20 protein-coding genes are annotated in these 23,511 nt (G+C 60.7%); 9 read left to right on the forward strand and 11 right to left on the reverse strand.

Annotated features, from left to right (window positions below; all coding sequences use genetic code 11):
- Positions 1-17: 17 nt before the first annotated feature.
- From gabT to ACOKS3_RS28220, 4 genes are all read right to left on the reverse strand, one after another.
- Positions 18-1,295, reverse strand: coding sequence for a 4-aminobutyrate--2-oxoglutarate transaminase (gabT, locus tag ACOKS3_RS28205; RefSeq protein ID WP_054887246.1), 1,278 nt, complete (start codon positions 1,293-1,295; stop codon positions 18-20).
- 182 nt (positions 1,296-1,477) lie between these two features.
- Positions 1,478-2,920: an NADP-dependent succinate-semialdehyde dehydrogenase gene (gene gabD / locus ACOKS3_RS28210; protein WP_103448564.1), complete on the reverse strand. Its 1,443-nt coding sequence runs from the start codon at positions 2,918-2,920 to the stop codon at positions 1,478-1,480.
- 297 nt (positions 2,921-3,217) lie between these two features.
- Complete coding sequence (locus tag ACOKS3_RS28215) at positions 3,218-4,894, reverse strand: aryl-sulfate sulfotransferase (RefSeq protein WP_103448563.1); 1,677 nt, start codon at positions 4,892-4,894, stop codon at positions 3,218-3,220.
- 18 nt (positions 4,895-4,912) lie between these two features.
- Positions 4,913-7,249 (reverse strand): TonB-dependent receptor, encoded by a 2,337-nt coding sequence (locus tag ACOKS3_RS28220; protein ID WP_422764471.1) that lies wholly within the window; start codon positions 7,247-7,249, stop codon positions 4,913-4,915.
- Positions 7,250-7,442: 193 nt separating this feature from the next.
- On the opposite strand from ACOKS3_RS28220, the gene ACOKS3_RS28225 reads away from it, so the two are divergent.
- Entirely contained in the window at positions 7,443-8,357 is a 915-nt protein-coding gene (locus ACOKS3_RS28225; RefSeq protein ID WP_103448561.1) for a LysR family transcriptional regulator, read from the forward strand.
- Between the two features lie 63 nt (positions 8,358-8,420).
- On the opposite strand, the gene ACOKS3_RS28230 is transcribed toward ACOKS3_RS28225, so the two are convergent.
- Both ACOKS3_RS28230 and ACOKS3_RS28235 read right to left on the reverse strand, forming a co-directional pair.
- On the reverse strand, positions 8,421-9,326 hold the full coding sequence (locus ACOKS3_RS28230) for a TauD/TfdA dioxygenase family protein (protein ID WP_422764472.1): 906 nt from the start codon (positions 9,324-9,326) through the stop codon (positions 8,421-8,423).
- Positions 9,327-9,361: 35 nt separating this feature from the next.
- A complete protein-coding gene (locus tag ACOKS3_RS28235) occupies positions 9,362-10,399 on the reverse strand; it encodes an ABC transporter substrate-binding protein (RefSeq protein ID WP_103448559.1) in 1,038 nt (345 codons plus the stop codon).
- 295 nt (positions 10,400-10,694) lie between these two features.
- Between ACOKS3_RS28235 and ACOKS3_RS28240 the strand changes: the two genes are divergently transcribed.
- Both ACOKS3_RS28240 and ACOKS3_RS28245 read left to right on the forward strand, forming a co-directional pair.
- The gene (locus ACOKS3_RS28240; protein WP_258035892.1) at positions 10,695-12,299 is read left to right on the forward strand and encodes an ABC transporter permease; all 1,605 of its coding nucleotides are present in this window, start codon (positions 10,695-10,697) and stop codon (positions 12,297-12,299) included.
- Positions 12,296-13,156: an ABC transporter ATP-binding protein gene (locus tag ACOKS3_RS28245; protein WP_103448557.1), complete on the forward strand. Its 861-nt coding sequence runs from the start codon at positions 12,296-12,298 to the stop codon at positions 13,154-13,156. The genes ACOKS3_RS28240 and ACOKS3_RS28245 overlap by 4 nt, the downstream gene beginning before the upstream one ends.
- A gap of 38 nt (positions 13,157-13,194) precedes the next feature.
- Here the strand turns inward: ACOKS3_RS28245 and ACOKS3_RS28250 are convergent, their stop codons facing one another.
- From ACOKS3_RS28250 to ACOKS3_RS28270, 5 genes are read right to left on the reverse strand one after another with little or no spacing between them, the layout of a single operon-like run.
- Positions 13,195-13,470 carry a DUF971 domain-containing protein gene (locus ACOKS3_RS28250; protein ID WP_103448556.1) on the reverse strand — a complete coding sequence of 92 codons (276 nt, stop codon included), beginning with the start codon at positions 13,468-13,470 and terminating at the stop codon, positions 13,195-13,197.
- The gene (locus tag ACOKS3_RS28255; protein WP_103448555.1) at positions 13,470-14,435 is read right to left on the reverse strand and encodes a HEAT repeat domain-containing protein; all 966 of its coding nucleotides are present in this window, start codon (positions 14,433-14,435) and stop codon (positions 13,470-13,472) included. The genes ACOKS3_RS28250 and ACOKS3_RS28255 overlap by 1 nt, the downstream gene beginning before the upstream one ends.
- Before the next feature lie 34 nt (positions 14,436-14,469).
- Positions 14,470-14,715: a 4Fe-4S dicluster domain-containing protein gene (locus tag ACOKS3_RS28260; protein ID WP_008096634.1), complete on the reverse strand. Its 246-nt coding sequence runs from the start codon at positions 14,713-14,715 to the stop codon at positions 14,470-14,472.
- 38 nt (positions 14,716-14,753) lie between these two features.
- The gene (locus ACOKS3_RS28265; protein WP_103448554.1) at positions 14,754-16,478 is read right to left on the reverse strand and encodes a fumarate reductase/succinate dehydrogenase flavoprotein subunit; all 1,725 of its coding nucleotides are present in this window, start codon (positions 16,476-16,478) and stop codon (positions 14,754-14,756) included.
- Positions 16,475-17,224, reverse strand: a complete 750-nt coding sequence (locus ACOKS3_RS28270; RefSeq protein WP_422764473.1) for a GntR family transcriptional regulator — start codon at positions 17,222-17,224, stop codon at positions 16,475-16,477. Before ACOKS3_RS28270 ends, ACOKS3_RS28265 begins: the two co-directional genes overlap by 4 nt.
- 383 nt (positions 17,225-17,607) lie before the next feature.
- Between ACOKS3_RS28270 and ACOKS3_RS28275 the strand changes: the two genes are divergently transcribed.
- The 6 genes from ACOKS3_RS28275 to ACOKS3_RS28300 all read left to right on the forward strand — a co-directional run bounded on the left by ACOKS3_RS28275 (position 17,608) and on the right by ACOKS3_RS28300 (position 23,500).
- Positions 17,608-19,425, forward strand: coding sequence for a DUF6538 domain-containing protein (locus ACOKS3_RS28275; protein ID WP_422764474.1), 1,818 nt, complete (start codon positions 17,608-17,610; stop codon positions 19,423-19,425).
- Positions 19,426-19,509: 84 nt separating this feature from the next.
- The gene (locus tag ACOKS3_RS28280) at positions 19,510-20,205 is read left to right on the forward strand and encodes a hypothetical protein (RefSeq protein ID WP_422764475.1); all 696 of its coding nucleotides are present in this window, start codon (positions 19,510-19,512) and stop codon (positions 20,203-20,205) included.
- Positions 20,206-20,357: 152 nt separating this feature from the next.
- Positions 20,358-20,753, forward strand: coding sequence for a DUF6173 family protein (locus ACOKS3_RS28285; RefSeq protein WP_422764476.1), 396 nt, complete (start codon positions 20,358-20,360; stop codon positions 20,751-20,753).
- A gap of 285 nt (positions 20,754-21,038) precedes the next feature.
- Positions 21,039-21,752, forward strand: coding sequence for a recombinase family protein (locus ACOKS3_RS28290; RefSeq protein WP_422764477.1), 714 nt, complete (start codon positions 21,039-21,041; stop codon positions 21,750-21,752).
- Between the two features lie 2 nt (positions 21,753-21,754).
- Positions 21,755-22,405 carry a helix-turn-helix domain-containing protein gene (locus tag ACOKS3_RS28295; protein WP_126867732.1) on the forward strand — a complete coding sequence of 217 codons (651 nt, stop codon included), beginning with the start codon at positions 21,755-21,757 and terminating at the stop codon, positions 22,403-22,405.
- A 114-nt stretch (positions 22,406-22,519) separates the two neighbouring features.
- Positions 22,520-23,500, forward strand: a complete 981-nt coding sequence (locus tag ACOKS3_RS28300) for a hypothetical protein (RefSeq protein WP_422764478.1) — start codon at positions 22,520-22,522, stop codon at positions 23,498-23,500.
- Positions 23,501-23,511: the final 11 nt, after the last annotated feature.

Raw genomic sequence — 23,511 nt, forward strand, 5'->3', positions numbered from 1 at the left:
TCATGAAGCGCGTCACATCAGGCGAGTTCAGCGAAGCACTCTTCGATGATGGCCAGGCCTTTGTCCAGCAGCGCGTCTTCGGCGGTCAGCGGAACCAGGATACGCAGGACGTTGCCGTAGGTGCCGCAGGACAGCAGGATCAGACCCTTGTCGCGTGCCTTGGCTACAACTTGGGCAACGGCAGCAGCGTTCGGGGTGTGGGTGCCTTTTTCGAAGACTTCCACAGCGATCATCGAGCCCAGACCACGGACGTCGCCGATGATCGGGTGCTTTTCCTGGATCTTGCGCAGGCCAGTGGTCAGGTGCTCACCAACGGCCTTGCTGCGGTCCAGCAGTTTCTCTTCCTCGAACACCTGGATAACGGCCAGGGCCGCGGCGCAGGCGATCGGCGAACCGGCGTAGGTGCCGCCCAGGCCGCCCGGAGCGATGGCGTCCATGATTTCGGCCTTGCCGCACACACCGGCCAGCGGGAAACCGCCAGCGATGGACTTGGCGAAGGTGGTCAGGTCAGGCGCAACGCCCATCTGTTCCATGGCGAAGAAGGTGCCGGTACGGCCAGCGCCGGTCTGCACTTCGTCGGCGATCAGCAGGATGCCGTGCTTGTCGCACAGCTCGCGCAGGCGCTTCATCAGCTCTTTGGGCGCTGGCAGGAAGCCGCCTTCGCCTTGTACTGGCTCGAGGATGATTGCGGCGATGTCGCGCGGCTCGGCGTCGTTCTTGAAGATGCGCTCGACCGAAGCGATGGCGTCGTCAACGCTGACACCGTGCAGTTCGCTCGGGAACAGGGCGCGGAAGATGCCACCTGGCATCAGGCCCATGCCAGCGGAGTACGGCACTACCTTGCCGGTCAGGCCCAGGGTCATCATGGTACGGCCGTGGTAGCCGCCGGTGAAGGCGATCACGCCAGCACGGCCAGTGGCGGCGCGGGCGATCTTGACGGCGTTTTCAACGGCTTCGGAGCCGGTGGAAACCAGCAGGGTCTTCTTGTCGAAGTCGCCTGGGACCAGCTTGTTGATTTTTTCGCACAGCTCGACGTAAGGCTCGTAGGCCAGCACCTGGAAGCAGGTGTGGCTGACCTTGGTCAGCTGCTCTTGCACGGCTGCAACCACTTTCGGGTGCAGGTGACCGGTGTTCAGTACTGCGATGCCGCCAGCGAAGTCGATCAGTTCGCGGCCTTCAACGTCGATCACGGTCGAGTTCTTCGCGGATTCGACGAAGATCGGGTGGATCTGGCCAACGCCACGTGGGACGGCGGCGACACGACGTTGCATCAGGGATTCGTTGGTCTTGCTCATAATGCCCTCATTTGCGCCGATCAGCGGCGCTTTTATTCGGGGGTGGCTGGGTGTGCTCGCGAACAGTATTCGTTGATCGACTGCCGTAAACGCCCTGGCCACCAGGTACTGCGATGTCAAAAAGGCCAGCGAGACGTCGCTCTCGCGCCCCGCTGGCAGAGGTAAAACCTTTTACCCGGCGATCAGACGCTGATGCACAGGTATTTGATTTCGAGGTAGTCCTCGATACCGTATTTGGAACCTTCGCGGCCCAGGCCCGAAGCCTTGATGCCACCGAATGGCGCGACTTCGTTGGAGATCAGGCCGGTGTTGATACCCACCATGCCGTATTCCAGGGCCTCGGCGACACGGAACACACGGCTCATGTCACGGGCGTAGAAGTACGAGGCCAGGCCGAATTCGGTGTCGTTGGACATGGCGATGACTTCGGCTTCGTCTTTGAAGCGGAACAGCGGCGCCAGTGGGCCGAAGGTCTCTTCCTTGGCGACAGCAGCGGTGTTCGGCACGTCGACCAGGATGGTCGGCTCGAAGAAGTTGCCTTCGATCAGCTTGCCACCGGACAGCACCTTGGCGCCTTTGCCAACGGCGTCGTCGATGTGCTCCTGGACCTTGGCGACAGCCTTGCCGTCGATCAGCGGGCCAGTGGTGGTGCCTTCTTCCAGGCCGTTACCGATCTTCAGCTTGGCAACAGCTGCGGCCAACTTCTGGGCGAAGGCGTCGTAGACGCCGTCCTGCACGTAGATACGGTTGGCGCAGACGCAGGTCTGGCCGTTGTTGCGGTACTTGGAGATGATCGCGCCCTCGACCGCCTTGTCCAGGTCGGCGTCGTCGAACACGATGAACGGAGCGTTGCCGCCCAGCTCCAGGGAAACCTTCTTGATGTCCTTGGCGCATTCTTCCATCAGCTGGCGACCGATCTCGGTCGAGCCAGTGAAGGACAGCTTGCGTACCAGGGAGTTGCCGGTCAGCTCGCCGCCGACTTCGCCAGCGCTGCCGGTAACGACGCTCAGCACGCCAGCCGGGATACCGGCACGGTTGGCCAGCTCGACCAGGGCCAGGGCGGAGTACGGGGTCTGCGACGCAGGCTTGAGCACCATGGTGCAGCCAGCGGCAAGGGCCGGGCCGGCTTTACGGGTGATCATGGCGGCCGGGAAGTTCCACGGGGTGATGGCCGCGGTAACGCCGATCGGCTGCTTGATGACGATCAGACGCTTGTCGGGCTGGTGGCCCGGGATGGTGTCGCCGTAGACGCGCTTGGCTTCTTCGGCGAACCACTCGATGAACGAGGCTGCGTAGGCGATTTCGCCCTTGGCTTCGGCCAGTGGCTTGCCTTGTTCGGTGGTCATCAGGCGAGCCAGGTCGTCCTGGTTCTCGATCATCAGTTCGAACCAGCGACGCAGCTTGGCCGAACGCTCCTTGGCGGTCAGTGCACGCCAGGCCGGCAGGGCCTTGTCGGCGGCTTCGATGGCGCGGCGGGTTTCCGCAGTGCCCATCTTCGGCACGGTACCGATGACTTCACCAGTGGCCGGGTTGGTCACATTGATGGTCTGGCCGCTGTCCGCATCCAGCCACTCACCGTTGATGAAGGCTTGCTGGCGGAACAACTGAGCGTCTTTGAGCTGCATGTCGGCTTCCCGAATTGTTGATTGTTTGAAAAGCGCCCAAGGCAGGGCATCGAGCGTTTGAAATCTCAAACGAATGCTAAGCGGCTGCTGGGGTGTTGGACAATAGGCTGTTCGAAAAAAAGAACGAATGGTCGAACAGTCCATCGAAAATTTCATAACCCTGCACAACGGCAACCGGCCCTTTCGCGGGGCAAGCCCGCTCCTACAATGACCGCGCAAACGCAGATCTTGTAGGAGCGGGCTTGCCCCGCGAAAAGGCCAGTACAGGTTAGACGAACGAGCTGAAAATAATGTGAATCAGAACGCCTTGGCCAGGTCGATCACCAGCGCCCGGTAACCAACGGAACCCGGCTGGCGGCTGTGCACCTTGAGCTCCACCAACACCTCCTGGGTCCCACGGCGCACCTCATTGAGCACCGTGGTGGTCAGTTTCTCGGGCGTGAGGAAGTTGACCGAAGCCGAATAGATGAACTGGGTATCGGTCTCTGGCCGGTAGGCAACCACCGAGGTCACCGGGCTGTACCACTCGTCGCCACGCTCTTTGCCGTACTCCCACACCTGCTCGACCGTGCCCTGGGCTTCATCGATCTTGTACTCCACCGCCCGGCTGTAGTTACCGCTGAGCTTGGTGGCCGCAAAGTCGCGGCCCCAGCCGTTGTCGAACACGGTCAGCGTGCCTTTGCCGGTGAGCCAGGCGGTGTGCTGGGTCCAGGACCAGTCGAAGCCTTCGCGTGCAACGGGGGTCAGGACCTTCTCGCGCAGGTGCTGCGGCCAGCCTCGTGGAGAAGCGAGAATCCACTTCACCTGCTTGTCACGGCCGATCTTGGCCACACCCTGATGGCGAGCTGAAACGATAATGCTGTCGTCATCGGCATCGTAGTCAATGGCATTGACGTGCGCCCAGTTACGCCCGGTGCCCACGCCCGGGGAATCACCGAACGGCAAGTCGCCTTCTGCCAGTTCGTTGGCCAGCCGATCATCCTGCTTCTGTACACCTTCAGGCAGTTGAATCGCCGCCTTGCCCAGGGTTTCCAGCAAGTCGCCACGATAGGGGTCGAGAATCTGGTTCAGGTCCCAGAAGTCCAACACGTCGCCTGCTTCATTGACCTCGATGATGTGGTCACGGATCGAGCGCACCCGCTTGCCATCCGGGCGCCGGTAATCGCTGGTGCCGACGCGCAGCAGGTAGGTGCCATTGACGGTTTCGCGAATCTCGTGGGAGAAGTCGGCGAACTTGTCTGGGAGGTTGCGCTGCCAGATGCGCCGGCCCAGCAGGTCGAACTTGGAGTAGGTCTGGCCCTGCCCCCAAATCAGCTTGCCGTCGCGGGTCTGCTGGAAGCCCATGGTCCCGCCCAGGCCGTCGCGGCGGTTGGAATCGTGGATCTGCTCGATGTCCAGGTACCAGCGCACGTCGCCATTGCTGTCGGCGATCCAGTTGTTGCCGACCTGGTCCCACTCGGCGGCGCCGCCCAGGCCGTTCCACTTGAAGGCGCGGCCACCGGGGATGTCACCTTGCAGATGGTTGAACAAGTACAGACGCTGTTCGAAGCCTGGTGCCACCTTGACCGGCTCCACCTCCGGCAGCGCGGCGGTCTGTTTCGCCACCACCGGCAGGCGCACGGCCGGGGCGTAGATCTGGTACTGCTCGCGGATGCGCTCGCCGTCGAGCTTGTAGGTCACCTCTACCTGGTTGACGTGATCTGGGTACAGGCCAAATACCGGGATGCCGCCGTAAGTCCACAGCGAGCGATCCGAAACCTCATAGGCGATGTCCACACCGCGCTCGCCGCGGCCGCGCACCCGCACATGGGCGTCACTCAGGCTGCGCCCACCGTCGCGGATGATCGCGGTCAACGGCGCCAGGCGGTACGGGTTGACCACCACGTCGCCGAGCAGCGCCTCGGCGCGTTCGGGGACCTTGGCCGTGAGGCAGGCACCTTCGGGCAGTACGGGAGTTTCAGTCTGGGCATTCATGGCAAAGCTCCTTTTTACTCAGAAGTCGTAACGGGCGGTGGCGCCGAAGGTGCGCGGGGTACCGAGCACGCCGGCATAACCACCGTTGGCGGAGTTCCACAGGCTGGTGAAATAGGTCTTGTCGCCGGCGTTCTTCACCCACAGCGACAGGTCGACCACGCCGTCACCCTGGTCCAGGCGCACTCCGGCGGAGAGGTTGACCAGCGCGTAGCTGGGGATCTGGCCGAAGTCGGAATCGTCGATGGTGCCCACCGCCCTGGAGCGGAACGCGTAGCTGGCGGTGACGTAGGGCTCGACGTGCTGGCTGGCCTGCCACTTGTATTCGCCGTTGAGGTTGGCGATGTACTTGGAGGCGCCGACCACCTGGTGACCGGACAGGTCGCAGGTGGCCGTGGCATTGGCCAGGCTCACCTCTGGCGGGCACGGAGCGTCGTCGTACTTCAGGTAGCGGACGTCGTTCCATGAACCGTTGAAGTTCACTGTCAGGCCTTTGATCGGCAGCGCCGTGGCTTCGAATTCCAGGCCGCGCGAGCGCACGCTGCCGGCGTTGGCCAGGTATTGCACACGGTTGATCTGGTCGTAGACGTTGGCCTGGTAGCCATGCACCTCGGTCCAGAACAGGTTGGTGTTGAGTTGCAGGCGGTTGTCGAACAGTGTGCTCTTGAGGCCCAACTCGGCGTTGTTGGCCCGCTCGGTGCCTACCAGCAGTGAGTCGGTGCCCAGGCGTGGCGCGGCACCGACGGTGAGGTTCACGCCACCAGACTTCTCGCCGTGGGTCAGGGTCGCGTAACCCAGCAATTGCTCGTTGAAGCGGTAGCTCAAACCGAGCAGGCCGGAGGGGCTGAAGCTGTACTGGTTGAGGTCACCCGAGTCGTACGCCCCGACCCTGCCCTGGCGCGCAGCAGCCGCAGCCCCGGTCACGGCAGCACCGCCGGTTGGCGCATCGCGGGTCACCCAGGCGCTTTTTTCCTCGTAGGTGCCGCGGATGCCGGCGGTGAAGTCCAGGCGCTCAGTGACATGCCAGGTGCCCTGGGCGAACAGCGCGTAGCTGTCGGTATCGATATGGCCGTTGCCGATGGTGTCGACGTTGGCCAGGGCGCCGGCCGGGGTGAGGTTCCAGATGTCGGCCTGGGGGCCGTAATAAGTGAACGACTTGTTGTCCAGGTCCTGCTTGAAGTAGTACGCACCCAGCACATAGTCGAAGAGGCCACCGGTAGGCGACGCCAGGCGGATTTCCTGCGAATACTGCTTGTCGCGCACCGATACCCCGGCGCTGTAGAACACCGGTACATTGAGGCCGTCGTCGTTGCGCGGGGTGAAGTCCCACCAGCGGTAGGCGCTGATCGAGGTCAGGGTGAAATCATTGGGCAGAGTCCAGTTGGCCTCGACCGAAGTACCGCCCTGGAACACCGTCACCTGCTGGTCGGCATCGAAGTTGACCTTGCGATCCTTGCCCGACACCAGCGTCGCGCCGGCCTGGGCCGCCAGGCTCTCGTAACGGTTGACGCCATTGATGGTCGGCCCGGTGCTGTACAGGCTGAGGATGCCGTTGTTGGAGTCTTCCTCGTTGTACTCGCCGATCCAGCGCAGATTGAAGCTTTCGCTCGGTTGGTACAGCAACTGGGTTCGAAAGCCCTGGCGCTTGCCGCCATTAAGCTCATCGCCGTTGTAGATGTTCTTCACATAGCCGTCGTCTTCGGTGTGGTAGGCGCTGATGCGCCCGGCCAATGTCTCGGTAATCGGCCCGGAGTAGCTGCCTTGGGTCTGCAGGTAGCCGTCCTCGCCAATCGACTGCTGGATGCTCCCTTCCGGGTGAAAGGTCGGCTTGCGCGTGGTGATGTTCAGCACCCCCGCCGTGGTGTTCTTGCCGAACAGCGTGCCCTGCGGGCCACGCAGCACTTCCAGCTGCTCGACATCGAGCAGGTCGAACACCGCCATGCCCGGGCGGCCGAGGTAGACGTTGTCCAGGTAGATACCAACGCTGCCTTCCAGGCCATCGCTGGCCGGGTTGTTGCCCAGGCCACGAATCGAGATGCTCGACTGCCGTGCATGCACATAGGCGACGTTGGTGCTGGGCACCAGCTGTTGCAGATCCTGCACACGGTAGATGCGCTGGGTTTCCAGGGTTTCGCTGCTGAGCACACTGATTGGCGTGGGCACACTCTGCGCGGTTTCTTCGCGGCGACGGGCATTGACCGTGACAGTGCCAAGCTTGGCTTCCTGTTCAACAGCCGGGGTAACGCTGACGGGGTCTTCGGCAAAGCTGCCGTTGGATGCCGCCAGCAACACGCCGGCGGCCAAGGGTTGCAAGGTGAAACGCGACGCGCGCGCAGGCCAACGGGAAAGTCCGGACATGCAAATGCTCCTTGAGGCGTGGGCCCTGGGCGAGCATTTCCGTTGGCGGAACCGAATCGCGGTCAGTTGGGCTTATATTCTTTTAAGAAATATAAATATTTGTAATTCATATTTTGTGGAATAAGTGACTCCCTTTATAAGGGGACTCGCCCTTGTCAGCAATTGCATTTGACCGAAGGTTTTAATGTAGAAAATGCATATCGATCTGCGTCAGCTGCGCCACTACATTGCCCTTGTCGAGCACCGCAGTTTTGTCGCCGCAGCTGCGGCAGTAAACCTGTCGCAATCGGCCTTCAGCCGCAGCATCCAGACCCTGGAACACAACATCGGCTGCCGCCTGGTCGACCGTGCCAGCAAGGAACTTTCACCCACCCGCCAGGGCCTGCTGGTGCTGGAGCACTCGCGGCGCCTGGTGCATGGCGCGCATAATCTGGTCAATGAGATCCACCAGTTCAATGGAGCCACCACTGGCGTGGTGCGCTTCGGCTCCGGCCCGGCACCCGCAGGCGGCTTGGTGCCGCGGGCAGTGGCGCGCTTCGTGGCCGAGTACCCGGCGGCGCGCACCTGCTTCCAGGTGGATAACTGGCAGGTGCTGAACCGCAAGCTGATTGCCGAAGAGATCGAGTTCTTCGTGGCCGATACGCGCCAGTTCGAGTCCGACCCGGATTACCGCGTGCACAAGCTGGCACCGCAGCGCTGGCACTTCTGCTGCCGGGCCGGGCACCCGCTGACCGAGCAGGCCGAGGTACGCGCACGGGATGTGTTCGACTACCCGCTGGCAACCACATTCCGCCCGCCGAACATTCGCAAGATCCTCAGTGATCTCAGCGGCCGCCAGGACTTTCTGCCGACGGTGGAGTGCGAGCATGGTTATGCGCTGCTGAATGTGGTGATGCATTCGGACACCATTGGCATCGCCTGCAATGCCAACTTGCGGCCTTACCAGATGGAGCGGGGGCTGGTGGCATTGAAACTGGTGGACCTGGCAGCGGAGCAGGAAGAGGCGTTCTATACCCGCTATGGGGTGGTGAGCCGGGTGGGGTATGGCTTGTCGCCGTTGGCTCAGGGGTTGGTCAGGCAACTGATTGCCTGTGATACCGAGACATGAGGCATTCGGTGGAATCTCTGTAGGAGCGGGCTTGTCCCGCTCCTACAAGACTCACTGCAAGGCTTAGCCTTTGCGGGTTGTGAGGCTCAACTGCCCATCCACCCCGACCGGCACTTCCCCGGCCAGGGTCACTCGACGAACGATCCGCGGCTGGGTGCCGTAGTCATCTACCGCATAATGCTGCGTGGCGCGGTTATCCCATATCGCCACATCCCCCGCCTGCCAACGCCAGCGCACGGTGTTCTCCAGCCGCGTCACATGCCCCTGCAGCACCGCAAACAGGTGCTGCGAGTCGGCCAGCGAGTAGCCCTTGATGCGCTTCACGAAGTGCCCCAGCTGCAACACCCGTTCTCCACTGATCGGGTGCACCCGCACCACCGGGTGCTCAGTCTCGTACACGGTCGAGGTGAACACCTTGCGATAACGCTCAAGCTTGGCCGGGTCGACATCGGGCTTGATGCTCGCGTAGTCATATTCATTGCTGTGCACCGCCCACAACTTGTCAGCCAGCTCGCGCAGTGGCTCGGGCAGTTCCTCGTAGGCCGCCGCCGTGTTGGCCCAGACGGTATCGCCGCCGGAAGCCGGCGCCACCAAGCTGCGCAGGATCGAGGCCTTGGGGTAGGCATCGACGAAGGTCACGTCGGTGTGCCAGGAGTTGGCACGCTGGCCTTCAGCACCGTCCAGTTGCAGCAGGTAGCTGGTGCCGTCCACCACAGGCACGGTGGGGTGGGCAACCGGCTCGCCGAGCAGCTTGGCGAAGCCTTCCTGGCTAAGGTCGTCCAGGTGAGCCTGGCCACGGAAGAAGATCACCTTGTGCTTCACCAGGGCAGCCTGGATGGCATCGATGGTAGCGGCGTCGAGGTCGGCGGACAGCTTCAATCCACGGATTTCGGCGCCGATGCGGCCGGCAACCGGGTGGATGTCGAGTTCGAGGGCGTGTGGCGCGGAGGCCAGTGCGGCATTGCTCATGGTCGTGGTCCTTGCGGTCATGGTCGGGTTTGGGTTCAGCGGGCGGCCTGCACGGCCTGTTGGTGTTGCAGTGCGGCATCGAGGAATCGCGGTTCGATCCACTCGGAAACCTGAAAGCCACGGCGGATCAGGCGCTCACGGGCGGCCAGGTCGACGCCCTGCTGCAGCTGGGCAACGAAATCGGCGTCCAGCCGTGGGTCGAAGTAATGGGCGAGGTCTTCCTTGGCCAGGTCATCGCTGAGGATGCTGCGAGGCCAATTGGCGTTGCTCGCCACCAGGTCGACATAGGCCTCGCGGTTATGCTCGTCGCGCAGCCAACTGGCGGCTTGCTCCTGGGCGTTGACCAGGCGCTGCACCAGCTCGGGGTATTTGCGGATGAAATCGCCGGTGCCAAGCAAAACCGCCTGGGTGCTGCCGGCGCCGGCCAGGTCACGGGAATTGACAGGCAGCTCGACCAGCCCGCGTTCACGCAGCGACAGCAGGCTGGAGAGGCCCCAGGTGGCGTCGATCTGTTTGGCGGCCAACGCGGCGTTGGCGGCGTTGAAGTCGAGGTTGATCACTTTCAGGTCACGCTCGGTCAGCCCCTGGCTGGCCAGGGCACTGGCGAACGACAGCTGGTTGGCGGTGCCGCGGAACACCGCTACGCGCTTGCCCTTGAGGTCGTGCAGGGTCTTGATGCCGGAACCCGGCACCACCCCCAGGTAGCTCTTCACTCCACGCACCCCTGCCGTCAGCACACGGGTATCGAGGCCGTTGGCCTTGCCGACGATCGCCGCCAGGTCGCCCAGGTAGGCGAAGTCTGCCTGGCCATTGGCCAAGGCTTCGTTGACCACAGGACCTGCGCCCTTGAAGAAATGCCAGTCGATGCGTATGCCGTCTTTGGCGAATTCCTTCTCCAGCAGTTGCTGGTCACGCAGTACATCGACCACGCCGCCAGCACTGTGCTTGCTGCCGGCGCTCAGGTCGGGCACGGCGATGCGGATGCTTTCCGGCTTGGCCGGCTCGGCTGCGTGGGCGCTCAGGGTGAAGGCCAGACCCAGGGTGGTGATCAGGTGGCGCAGAGGGGTTTTCATGGCAAGGCTCCTTGGCAGGCTGCCACCGGCGATGGCCGGCGCTGGCCAGAAGCTAGGCAGGTCTGGTTAGAACCTACAAAGACCAAAACTTCATTTTTTAGTAACTGAAAGACATAAATGAGCATTCATGCGGGGCGCGGGACTGCTTGCGCGAAACGCATCGAAAATATGAGGAAAACGCAATGACGAGAGGGTTCCGCATGCAGGGACTCCATGCTCTTATCTCTTGAAAGCCGCTTCTGTGAACTTTTAATTCCATAAGCGAATAACATTGGAACGCTTCGAGAGATGGCCGATGAATGGAGTTCTGAGCAGGAATCGAGGGGGGCCGCAACGCGACCCATTCGCGGCGCAAGGCCGCTCTCACAGAGAGCGCGCCCTTTCTGGAGAGCGGGTACTACCTTGGTTACTGCCAGTCTTCATTGCGCTGCTGTGGGTCGTGGCGAGCCGGCAGCACTGGATGAGCGAGCAGATCCTGCCGCCACCCTCGCTGGTGTGGCAAAGCGCGCTGGAGTTTGGCTCCGGCGAGCTTTGGGGGCACTTGTGGATAAGTTTGCAGCGGCTGTTCTGGGGGCTGTTGGCGGGTGTCAGCAGTGGCTTGCTGTTCGGCGCCTGGCTGGGCACTTCACGCCATGCACGGACCTTGGTGCTGCCGACCTTCGTGGCCCTGGCGCAGATCCCTACCCTGGCCTGGATTCCGCTGTTCATGCTGTTCTTCGGTATCGGCGAACTGCTCAAGCTGGTGGTGCTGGTGAAGGCCGTGGTGGTGCCGGTCACCCTGCACACCCTGGTCGGCGTGCGCGATGCCCAGCCCAAGCTGCGCGAAGCCGCCGCCGCGCTGCGCCTGCCACGTCACCTACTGTTGCTGCGTCTGCTGCTGCCGGCCGCTCTGCCCGCTTTCCTCACCGGCGTGCGCCTGGCCCTGGCTACGGGCTGGACCTCGTTGCTGGCCGTCGAATTGCTGGCCTCCAGTGAAGGCATCGGCTACCTGATGGTCTGGGGCCGCCAGTTGTTCATGCTCGACCTGGTGCTGTTGTGCATCCTGGTGATCGGCCTTGTCGGTGGGTTGCTGGAGCGTGGTTTCTCAACTCTGGAAAAGCGCCTGCTGTACTGGCCGCAACCGGCCACCGGCGAACAACAGCGCGGGCCCATTCCACGGGGCTGGCAAAGCCTGCTGCTCCCGGCGGCACTGGTTGCGCTGTGGCAGGCCAGCAACAGCTTCGGCTGGATCGACCCGAACATCCTCACGTCCCCACTGGACGTTTTGCGCACCCTGTTCAGCGGCCTGGCCGATGGCTCGCTGCCTGAAGCCATGCTGCTGAGCCTGCAGCGCACCCTGACCGGCCTGTTCCTGGGTGGCGGCGCCGGCTTGCTGAGCGGGCTGCTGCTGGGGCTTTCGCATAACGCCGAACGACTCTTCGGGCCAAGCCTTTCGGCCCTGCGGCAAGTGGCGCTGTTTGCCTGGGTACCTTTGCTCACGGCCTGGTTCGGCCTCGGCGAAGGGGCCAAGAATGTGTTCGTCGGCCTGGCGGCGTTCTTTCCACTGCTGATCGCCACCCAACGCGGCATCGCCGGCCTCTCACCGCAGCTGGGCGAAGCGGCGCGCACACTGCGCCTGAACCTGTGGCAACAACTGCGCCTGCTGGTGCTGCCCGGCGCTGCACCGGCGATATTCGCCGGCCTGCGTCTGTCATTGATCTACGCCTGGCTGGGCACTATCGGTGCCGAGTACTTCATGCCCTCGGACGGCGGCATCGCCAGCCTGATGATCGGCGCCCAGCAACTGTTCCGCATGGACCAGGTCATGGCCGCAATGGTCCTGATCGGCCTGGTCGGCGCCCTGCTCGGCGCCCTCGGCCAACGCCTCGAATCGCGCGCCACGCGCTGGAGAACCGCATGAATGCCTTCAATGCTTCACACCTGCTCGCGGCCAATCAGGCCGACACCACACCGCCGCTGGTCAGCTTCGAAGGCGTCGGCAAAGTCTTCAGTGTCGATGGCCAGCCCCTGGAGGCCATCCGCAACTTCAACCTGGCCATCAACGAAGGCGAGTTCATCGCCATCGTTGGCGCCTCGGGTTGCGGCAAGTCGACCCTGCTGCGCCTGCTGGTCGGGCTGGACACCGACTACAGCGGCAGCATCCGCGTAGACGGCCAGGCGGTCCGCGGCATCGGCGGCGAGCGTGGCATCGTGTTCCAGGAGCATCGCCTGTTCCCCTGGCTGACGGTTGAGCAGAACATCGCCCTGGGCCTGGTCAACGAGCACCTTACCCAGGGTGAGCGCGCCCGCCGAGTGCACGAGTTCGTGCAACTGGTCGGCCTGGTCGGTTTCGAATCGGCCTACCCACACCAGCTTTCCGGCGGCATGGCCCAGCGCGTGGCCATCGCCCGAGGCCTGGTGGCCAGCCCGCGTATCCTGTTGCTCGACGAGCCGTTCGGCGCGCTCGATGCCCTGACCCGCCAGCAGCTGCAGGACGAACTGCTGGCCATCCGTGAACGCGCCGGCATCACCACCTTGCTGGTAACCCACGATGCTGAGGAAGCCACGTACCTCGCCGACCGGGTGGTGGTGCTGGAGCCGCGTCCCGGGCGGATCAAATCGGTGGTGGAAATCGACCTGCCCCACCCGCGCCTGCGTACCGGTGTAGCCCTGCACGCTTTGCGCGAGCGGGTTCTGCACCAGATCACCGGTGACGGCGGCTACCTTCCGCCGCCCCGCCGTGTAGAAGGCCTGAGGCCTGAGTTGATCGCGCTATAGCCTCTGGCGGCAACTAGATTGCGCCGGCAATGCCAGGGTCAGCCAAGTTCACGAAGGTATTGCCAGGGATATATGCCACGTTCATGCCCATCGCTGAACACCAACTGCACTCCATAGCCCTGCGCCACAATTCGCTCGATGCGTATGTCGGCCCTGACCATCGGGACCCGTCCCTGCAAGCCTGCCGCCCGGCATTGCGAACAGGGGCAGGCGCCGCGAAGCCGGGCATGGCTGATGACTGCTTCGGTATCGACCCACTGCAAAGTCAGCAATCCATTCTCGCGCTGATTGCGTATTGCGCTAGGGCTATCCATCAAGCGGCTCCGCGAAGCTGAGCCAAGGCAATGCGCACAGCCTTGCGCACTTCCGGATCGCTGTCCGCTTCAGCGACCTGCAACGCCGGCAAGGCGCGGGCCAGGCCCAGTTCACCGAGCGCCAGCGCAGCTTCCTTGCGCAAGTTGGCGATGCCATGACCAAGCAGATCGGCCAGGGCATCCAGCGCTTCGGCGTGGCGCAGGCGACCCAGCGAGCGGGCTGCGCGCAGGCGCACTTGCCAGAATCCATCGCCCAATGCCTCCACCAGTGCCGGCCCCGCCTGAACATGGCCAACCTTGCCCAACGTCGTCGCGGCTTCTTCACGTACCTGCCAGGCGGGATCGCGCAAGGCGCCAATCAGTGCTGGCAAAACGGCGAGGTCACGCGCCATCCCCAAGGCACCCATGGCGGCGCGACGTACCTCGGTGTCGGCCTCGTGCTCGGCCAGCTTCGCCAAAGCAGGCAGCGCGGGGTGGTGCTTGAGCCAACCCAGAATACCCACGGCTTCACGCCGCACCGCTGCGTCCTGATCCTCCAGCGCCCGCAGCGCAGGCCGGGCGGCGTCCTCCAGGCGCAGCTCACGCAGGGCACGCAAGGCACTGGCACGGACGAAGGCATCGGCATGGCTCGTCCATGGCAAGATCAGCTGGCCGGCTTCCGGGCTCTTCAACTCGCTGAGGCTCTGCGCGGCAGCCAGGCGTACCGAGTCTGCACCATCCGCCAGGGCGGCGCACAAGGCCTGTACCACTTCTGGTTCCTCCCAAGCTTCCAGCAGGCGCGCGGCCTCGGCGCGCACTTCGTCGGCTCCATCGACCAACAGCGCGTCGGTCAGCCATGGCAAGGCATCAGGGTCTTCCAGATCAGCCAGTTCGATCAAGGCAATGCGCCGCACGCCTGCATCATCGGCTTCGAGCCGTGGCAGCAGTTCGAGAATCTCGGGGTTGTCGGTGCTTCGTTCAGTCATGACGCGATCCTTAGCGGCGGATGACGGGGATGAATCAGCGCAGCAGGTACGGGATGTCGACCTTGACGGCGCCGGTGGGGCAGTCTTTCTCGCAGGGCATGCAGTACCAGCACTCGTCAAAGGCCATGTAAGCCTTTTGCGTGGCCGGGTTGATCGCCAGCAGGTCCATGGGGCAGACCTCGACGCAGACGGTGCAGCCTTTTTCGGCGATGCACTTGTCTTCGTCGATGGTCACCGGGGCGCTGCTGCGAAAGAATATTTCCTGGGGCTGGTAGGCCATTTCACGGGGTCCTTGGGGCCTTCGGCCCTCTGTTTCATTCAGGCAGCGTCGGCTTTCACCCGCAGCCGGTCATAGGCAGTCTGCTCTTCGGCATCCAGAGCGATCAGGTAGGGCTCGACCGCCTTCTTGAAGCTGGTCATCTCACCGTTTTCGCCCTTTTTCAGATGGCAGTGGCAGAACCATTCGCCATCGTTGCGCTCGGGGAAGTCCACCCGGCGGTGATAAAGACCCCAGCGGCTTTCCTCGCGGAACAACGATGCCCGCGCCGCCATCTCGGCACAGTCGCGAATCACCGAAACCTCCATTGCACGCATCAGTTCGTGAGGGTTACTGGCCTTCATCTGCGCAAGGTCACGCTCGATCTCGGCAAAGCGAGCCAGACCGATTTCCATCTTCTTGGTCACCTTGGGCGGTTGCAGGTAGTCGTTGACCATGCGTCGCAATTTGTATTCCACCTGTGCCGGCGGCAGGCCATGCTCACGTTGCAGCGGGGCGAACACCCGCGCGCGCTCGCGCTCGACCTGCACGGCATCAACCTCGGCAAGTTCGCGCCCGGCCACGTACCGCGCGGCGTTGACACCGGCAAACCAACCGTAGGTGAACGCGCCGAGCATGTAGTTGTGCGGCACCGCAGCCATGTCACCGGCGGCATACAAGCCCTTGACGCTGGTCTCGGCCTTCTCGTTGACCCACACCCCCGAGGCCGAATGCCCCGAGCAGAAGCCGATTTCCGAGATATGCATCTCGACCATGTGCTGGCGGTAGTCGGTGCCACGCCCGGCATGGAACTGGCCACGGCTGGGGCGCTCGTTGCTGTGCAGGATCTCTTCGATGTTCTGGATGGTTTCCTCGGCCAGGTGGTCGAGCTTGAGGAACACCGGGCCGTTGCCACCTTCGAGCTCCTGGTGGAACTCCCACATCATCTGCCCGCTCCAGTAGTCGCACTCGATGAAGCGCTCACCCTTGCTGTTGGCGGTGTAGCCGCCCAGCGGGCCGGTGACGTAGGCGCAGGCCGGGCCGTTGTAGTCCTTGATCAGCGGGTTGATCTGGAAGCACTCGAGGTTGGCCAGTTCAGCGCCGGCATGGTAGGCCATGGCATAGCCATCGCCGGCATTGGTCGGGTTCTCGTAGGTGCCCATCAGGTAACCCGACGACGGCAGGCCCAAGCGCCCGGCGGCGCCGCAGGCGAGGATCACCGCCTTGGCCCGCACCACGCGAAACTCGCCGCTACGGCAGTCGAAGCCCAATACACCGGCAGCGGCACCTTCGCCATCGAGCAGCACGCGGGTGCAGACCATGCGATTGCTGATCTCGACCCGGGCGCGCTTGAGCTGGCGGTACAGCACCTTCTTGATGTCGTGGCCTTCGGGCATGGGCAGCACGTAGGCGCCCATGTGGTGGACCTTCTTCACCGCGTAGTCGCCGGTTTCATCCTTTTCGAACTTCACCCCCCAGCGGTCGAGCTGCTCGATGGTTTCGAAACTGTGGGTGGCATAGGCATGCACGGCGGCCTGGTTGACGATGCCGTCGTTGGCCACAGTGATTTCCTTGGTGTACTGCTCGGGCGTGGCATGGCCGGGGATGATGGCGTTGTTCAGGCCGTCCATGCCCATGCTGATGGCACCGCTGCGCTTGACGTTAGCCTTGTCCAGCAGCAGCACGCGCAGGTGCTTGTCGTGCTCCTTGGCCTTGATCGCCGCCATCGGCCCGGCGGTGCCTCCACCGATGACGATGATGTCGTAGTCCTGGGTCTCGATGCTCATGCCTTGCCCCCCTTCTGGCGGTCGATGCGCAGGCGGTACTGGAAGGCATCGCCACGGTAGTACAGGTGTTCGACGTCCAGCGGCGTGCCGTCGGCAGCGTGGGTCAGGCGTTCGATGCGCATGATCGGCGCTCCTTCTTCCACCTCCAGCGCCTGGGTCAGGTCGCTGTCGGCCAGCACTGCGTCAATGGCCAGGTCAGCGTGCCCCAGGGCGATGCCGCAGTCGTTTTCCAGCAGCAGGAAGATGTCGCGGGTGACCAGGTCGGCCTTTTCCAGCTTTTCGCCAACGGCCCTGGGCAGCCACGTCAGCTCCAGCGACACCGGCTCGCGGTTGATCAGCCGTACCCGGCGGATCTCGGTAACCAGGCTGCCCTCCTCGACCTGCAGCCGCGCGGCGACCAGCGCATTGGCCGGCACATGGCGGAAGCTGCGCAGGCGGTTGATCACTTCGTAGCCCATCTGCGTCAGCGACTCGCCCAGGCCCTGCAGGGTGCTGACGTTCTGGAACGCCTTGGGTTTGGCGACGAAGGTGCCTTTGCCGTGGATCTTGAAGATCAGCCCTTCTTTCTGCAGATCACCCAGCGCCTGGCGCACGGTGATGCGGCTGACCTCGAAAGCCTTGCCCAGTTCGCTTTCCGAGGGCATGCGGCTGTGTGGTGGGTAAGTACCGTCGAGGATGCGCTCGCGCAGCAATTCCTTGAGCTGGGTGTAGAGCGGTACCGGGGACAAGGGGAGCAGTTCGGCCATGGGATCTCTTCGCTGATCGATGACTTGTTATAACAAGTTGTGACCAGAGCATAGAGGGCATAAGCACTCCTAAGGAAATACTGATATCGCATATGGATAGATGGATTTTCGCTCGCCTGAGCCGGCCACAGTGGAAAAACAGCCATAGATCAAGGCGATGGACGCCGCCGAATCAGATGGGTATCATGCGTGCGCGTTGCACTCGTAGCTCAGCTGGATAGAGTACTGCCCTCCGAAGGCAGGGGTCGTGGGTTCGAATCCCGCCACCGATTCCAGTTGAGCTAACTGCTTGTCGGAACAAGCTTTTCCGACAAGTACAGGGTTTTAGAGGCTGGTGGGGCACTGTGTAGTGCTTCTAGGTGGGACATCGCAAAGGTGTCGCAATGCCAGCTCAGCCCTCCTTCCTCACTCTCAACCGCCACGGCACCTACTATTTCCGGTTGGTGATCCCCAAACCCCTACGCTCAGCATTCAGCTCTCAACGAGAAATTCGGCGCTCACTCAAGACAGACAGCCAACGGCTGGCGCTTCGTCGTGCGCGGCAATACATTGCCCGGTATGACGCCATTTTCGACAGGATGCTTGCTGTGGTAGAGAAAGACGACTATCAACCCTCAGATGAGGACTATGAGCTGTTTATGGCTCAGATCGAAAAAGCTGACCTCCATACGGATTGGAGCGATGCAAAACCGTCTGAGCCACCCACAGAGTTCATATCCCAGCTGTCTGACCGGGAATGGCAAGAGCTGGAGGATGAGCAACGCAAAGCCCTCATAGCCCAGGCACTGATCGGACACCCAACTAGACCCATACCGAAAGCCTCTCAAGAGCTTGCTGAGCGCCTTTTCACAGAAGGCCGCCACTTACCTATACGCCAGCTTCGACAGCTATTACCGAAGCTCATAGAAAGGCTGGCGCTTGAGCCACGGCCCCACCCAGCTTCGGTGCTCACGCAACCCACGCAGCCCTTGGAAGCTGACGGGCCGACGCTATATGAAGTCTGGCAATTGGAATGGGATAACCAAGAGCGGCTGAACAAGGGGCGGCAGAAGAGCGCACGGACCAAGGAGGACGAACAGGGTCATGCTCGGCGGCTGAACATCCTTAGCGGCAACAAGCCGATCAATCGGCTAACGCTGACCGACTTTGAGCAAATTTATCTCGACATCTGCGACATCCGTCCGAGCCGAGGCAGTCAATTGCCGGCCCTAGATTCTCCGAGAGAGTCAATTCTGGCACAGGGACCGGATGACCAGCGCATCAGGTCAACCACCATTGAAAAGCTCATGATCCGGCTGGGTGTGCTGCATAAATTTGCCTTCAGAAAAAAACTGACAGTCATCCCGCCTGAGCTCCCAGACAAACCCAAACTGGACCACAACCCACCGGGCGCAGACTCGACCCCAAAAGCTTTCTCGAAGTCAGATTTGCAGGCCATTTTTTCCGGCTACCTCTATGCGGGTACGGAGCCAGAGAAAAGTCGGGGAGTCTACCCCTTTCAGTTCTGGCTACCTCTCTTGGGTCTGCATACCGGCGGCAGGCTCAATGAGCTGTGCCAACTTGACACTGAGGACGTGAGCGAAAAGGAAGGTATTTGGACCATCAACATGATGGACGACGAACGTGATCGTCCATTGCCAAAGGTGCTCAAAAACCAATCAAGCCGAAGAGTCGTACCCATCCACAGCGATCTCATCCGCATGGGCTTTTTGGATTTTGTCACCCAAGCTGTGAGGGAAGGTCGTGAAAAATTGTTTTCGGATGGCCTGACTTACGATCCCAAAAAAGGATGGGGAAGCCGTGCGACACATTTTTTCTGCCGATTCCCAAGCCCAAGCACGACAGCAAGTGGCTATTTCTACAAATGCGGCATTCGCGAACGAGACGCAGAAGGTAGAACAGACCGGAAGAACTTTCATAGCTTCCGTCACACCTTCGTGGACATGGCTCGCGAATCTGGTGAAGAGGCATACCTTGTAGCTCCAGATATCACCGGACACTCAAGGAGCAAGGAAGGGCAGATTGCGAGATATGGAAATGGATTCAACCTACACAAGAAGCAGACCGTACTCGAAGGGCTGACCGTTCCGGTTGATCTCTCAGGCGTCACGTATGCTGATTTTGAGAAGCGGCTTGGTCACAGGCTGAAGTACGATGTTCAGCGCCACCGCGACGAGCATGGGCTGAATCAGACAGAGTGACCAGCGGGGCTCAGCGCAGTGATCAGTATATAGCACGAGTGCATTCAGCTCCTGCTCAAAGAAGTAGTAGGTAAGGATTATTTTATGTTTCGATTATTTGTACTTTGGATTGCGACCATCTGGCCGGCTGCATATGTGTTTGCCGCCGGTGCGTCTCCGTGGGAACCCGGACAAGATCTTGAGCAGTTCTACACCCAGAATTGCTCGGAGCCGAACCTTGAAAAGCACTTCTTCCCATCGCTGAATACGCAGCAGTTGGCAATGCTCACTAAGCTGATGTCAGAGGTTTTGTGGGCTGACTTATCAGAGGATTTGGTGGGTCGCGAAGGCGCATCAACGCAGGTTGTGGCACGACTGCGTGCCTTGGACCACCCCGTTGCCCCTGCATTCTCATCAATGCTTCAGCAGGCTGCCAAAGAACCTATGCGTACCAAATATGTGTACGCATACAACACTAACGTGAATCAGCGAAATAACGTCATTGAAGCCTTTGAAAAATTGGGTAAGAGCGATGCGCAATTCGGCGCAGCAATGCTGACCGTGCTTGAGTGCCGGATCATTCGCAACGTGAAGAACATGGACCCTTTTGTGGCCAGCCGGGTCGAGCAGGTCAAAGCCATAAAACTTCCCAAAGCCTCAACCAGCTCGGCCAAAGCCAGCTCCGTTGGCGGCTACTCCGAACCTGACTGCAGCTGCGGCGGCGGAAATTTTTGCTATGGGCCTCGGGGCGGGCATTACTGCATTACATCTGGCGGAAAGAAGGCCTACGTAAAGCATTGATAGATAACGGTGTAGCTTAAAGAAATGCTGCTCTGCGTCGAGCGTCCGTACTGACCAACTCTGCCAAAAAGACAGTACAAAGGCTCCTTGGCTCACTGCGGCTCGACTATGCTCGTACCGCCTAGCCATTTTTCCATATGGGGACATATCGAATGACTTCACCTTACGACCTGGTGGCACAATACAGTCATCCACCGATCATCGACTTCACCGACCCAAACCATGCCAGCGAATTTTACTGGCGCCTTGTGGAGTGGATTAATGATTTTCACAGAGAGCTTGCCAATGAGTACGAGGTTGGAGGACAGCTGGTTAGCTTCGGTAATGAAATCACCTTTTCGTTCACTGAACTCACCTATTGGAATCCTTCCCTTATTGGGTTCCATGGCACTAGGCCTGATGGTTCACCAGTGAAGCTCATTCAGCACGTTAGCCAGATTAATGTCCTGCTGGTTCGCCAGAAGCGCGCTAGCCCGGAAGAACCGAAACGCCCCATTGGGTTTGCCAGTTGGGAAGAGTATGACAAGACAGTGGCTGAAAGGGGCTAGCGCGATCTCTCCACGCTCCCATGACTAGTCAGTGAATGATAGCTTCTAGTCGATACTGCCGGTGCTGACCGGCAGGCTGATACCCACTGCCGTTCTATGAACCTATAGCAGACCTCCAACTCAACCGAAAAGCTCGCGCAGCAGCCCTCCTGTAACTATCAAAGTAGTAGACCTAAACGGTAGTCCGATAGCGGCCCGTCAGGAGCTATCAAATAGCTATTGATGATAGATATATGATTCAATTATCATTGATCTATCCGATACAGGAGCAAAGGATAATCAGCCATGAATGCCCACCTCTACCTCCGAGCGTCAACGAAAGACCAAGATGCCAACCGCGCAAAAGTCGCCCTGGAGTTGTTCGCTGCCGAAAAGGGTTTGAGCATCACTGGCATCTACGCTGAGAACATCAGTGGAACCAAGCTCAACCGCCCTGAGCTGCTCTCCTTGCTCGAAACTGCCCGGAGTGGAGAGGTGCTCTTAGTCGAGTCCGTAGACCGCCTCAGCCGCCTCTCACAAGCTGATTGGGACATTCTCAAGAGCACCATCAAGGCCAAAGGACTTCGGTTGGTAGTAGCTGATCTACCCACCAGTCATATGCTGGTTGAAGCCAAAGGCATCACTGGCCAGATCATGGATGTGATCAACAATATGCTGATAGACCTGATGGCCACCATGGCGCGACTGGATCAGGAGAAGCGCGTGGAGCGTATCAAGCAAGGGCTGGAAAACAAGCGTGCTGCTGATCCTGAGTGGAAGCCAACAGGCAAAGGCCGGAACGCTGCCACATGGGCGGAGGTACAGTCGCTGATGCAGAAGCATCCAACCATGCCTGCTGACAAGATCGCCAAACTGGCTGATTGCGGCGTGGCCACCGTGTACCGCATCAAGCGCTCGCTGACAGAGAACTCAGGCACCATTCAGGAAACAGCTGAACCACTTGCCGCAGTGAAACGAGCTTGCGCCAGCAAGTCCACAATCAACGCGAGAGGGGAATGATGATGGCTGGTAAACAGAAAACGCCGGATCAAGCTGCCCAAGCGGTGATACTCCGAGAGGCGGGATGGACAGTCACAGCGATTGCACAGCGGATGTCTATCAGTGTCAGCACGACGCAACGGCTGCTCAAGAAACACAATGCTGTTGCTGGCGCCGGTACTCAGGCGCTGATTGAGAAGGCCAGAGAAGAACTGCTCACCACAGCATTCTCCTTGGACGCCGTACAGCAAACAGCAGCCTCGCTGGTGGCTGATGAGCTGGCGCTGAACCAGCAAATCCGGACCAAGCTTGCGAATGCTCTTGAAGTGCTCGACCCGACCAACCCGATTGTCTTCCGCTCGCTTGCAGCAGCATCCACTGCACTCAAGCTGACGCAGGACGTGACACGACGAGCCCTCCCCCTTGAAAAGCTGAATCAAGCTCTCGACATTGAAGAGCTCCCGGAGTTGAAAATACACATCATGGATGACGCAGACGTCGCGGAGATGCGCGCGCAGCAGCGGCTAGAGGAGGCGGAATTAGAAGGGGATGTTCAAGGCATTGAGGATGAGTTGGAGACATTGCGCTGGCTTGAAAGCAGACGCTTAGCGCATATTCAGCAGCATGATGAAGACGTCATTAGTGAAGGCCCTGACCTAATCTTGCCCGGATGATGACCGGGCAGGTGTCAAACCCTTAGAACGCGGTGTAAGTATTCACTCCCCTGGTCTCATCCAGTAGATCACAATTTTGAAAATCATCCTCGCTGAGAGGCCTGAGAGCCCGTTATGAGCACGAAACACGAAATCGCCCCATCCCCTACCCTAGAGCAGGATCCCCTCTCAGACGAGCTTACAGGTAGCTTTGCGGCGTCTCTTTCTCGTGCTGCTCATGGTGCGGAAGACTCCGGCCTTTCTTTGCCCCTGAAGCAAAAAACCGTAAAACCACGGCCTGTTAAAAAGCCTTCAAGCGTAGGAGCGGCGGTGCATGCAAAGGAGCAACACATACATAAGAGGAGTATCTTAACAAACGACTCTCCTCATCTCCCTCAACGAAGGATGAGAGCCAAGACTCTTCTCAATCAACCTATTCCCGGTGAAGCCATCCTGAAGCCTTGGAAACAGGCTGACGAGTACACCAAGCTTACAGAAGCAGCGACCCCTTTGCATTGGATGGCAAAGAAAAAGGGCTGGAAGCTCAAAACTTTCACTCTCATCCTCAGCAAGGAGCTCAGCGACCGCATCGACAATGGTGACAAGACCGCTCTGGAATACATCCGGGATCAGCTCACACGACTCATTCCAAGAGCAGTGGGTGCTGGCGCGGAGTTTTTGTACGGCATCGAAAAAGCGCCAGCAGCCCTTACTGATGAGTCCAGCCGCAGACGTTGGCACTTGCATGGTCTGATCATCGGTCCAGCCGGATTCTCCGCTACGGGCAAGACACCTCTTCGCATGGCCCTGCAAGCCATCAAAGGAGAGGCAGATTCTGACCTGATGTTCCAGGCGCCCGGTGAACCGATTGAGCGAGACCCACGACATTCTGCGATTCGCTGGAGCTTCTACGCTGTCAAAAATGGATTGTCAGTGCAGATCAACCCGGCATTGGCTGGTGCTTACGAGCTGTCGCCGGGGAAACAGACTTTCATTTCCGCCCAATTGAGGCGTGAAGCCAAACGCTGGTACTCGGGGAGAATCGCGGGACTGACTGCACTAGAGATCATCCAGGATGCCCCTGAAAGCCTTTACGCGCCCACAAACACCGAGTGAAGCACTCAGGT

The organism is Pseudomonas sp. HS6-2 (genome assembly GCF_049325675.2).
GTDB lineage: Bacteria > Pseudomonadota > Gammaproteobacteria > Pseudomonadales > Pseudomonadaceae > Aquipseudomonas > Aquipseudomonas putida_N.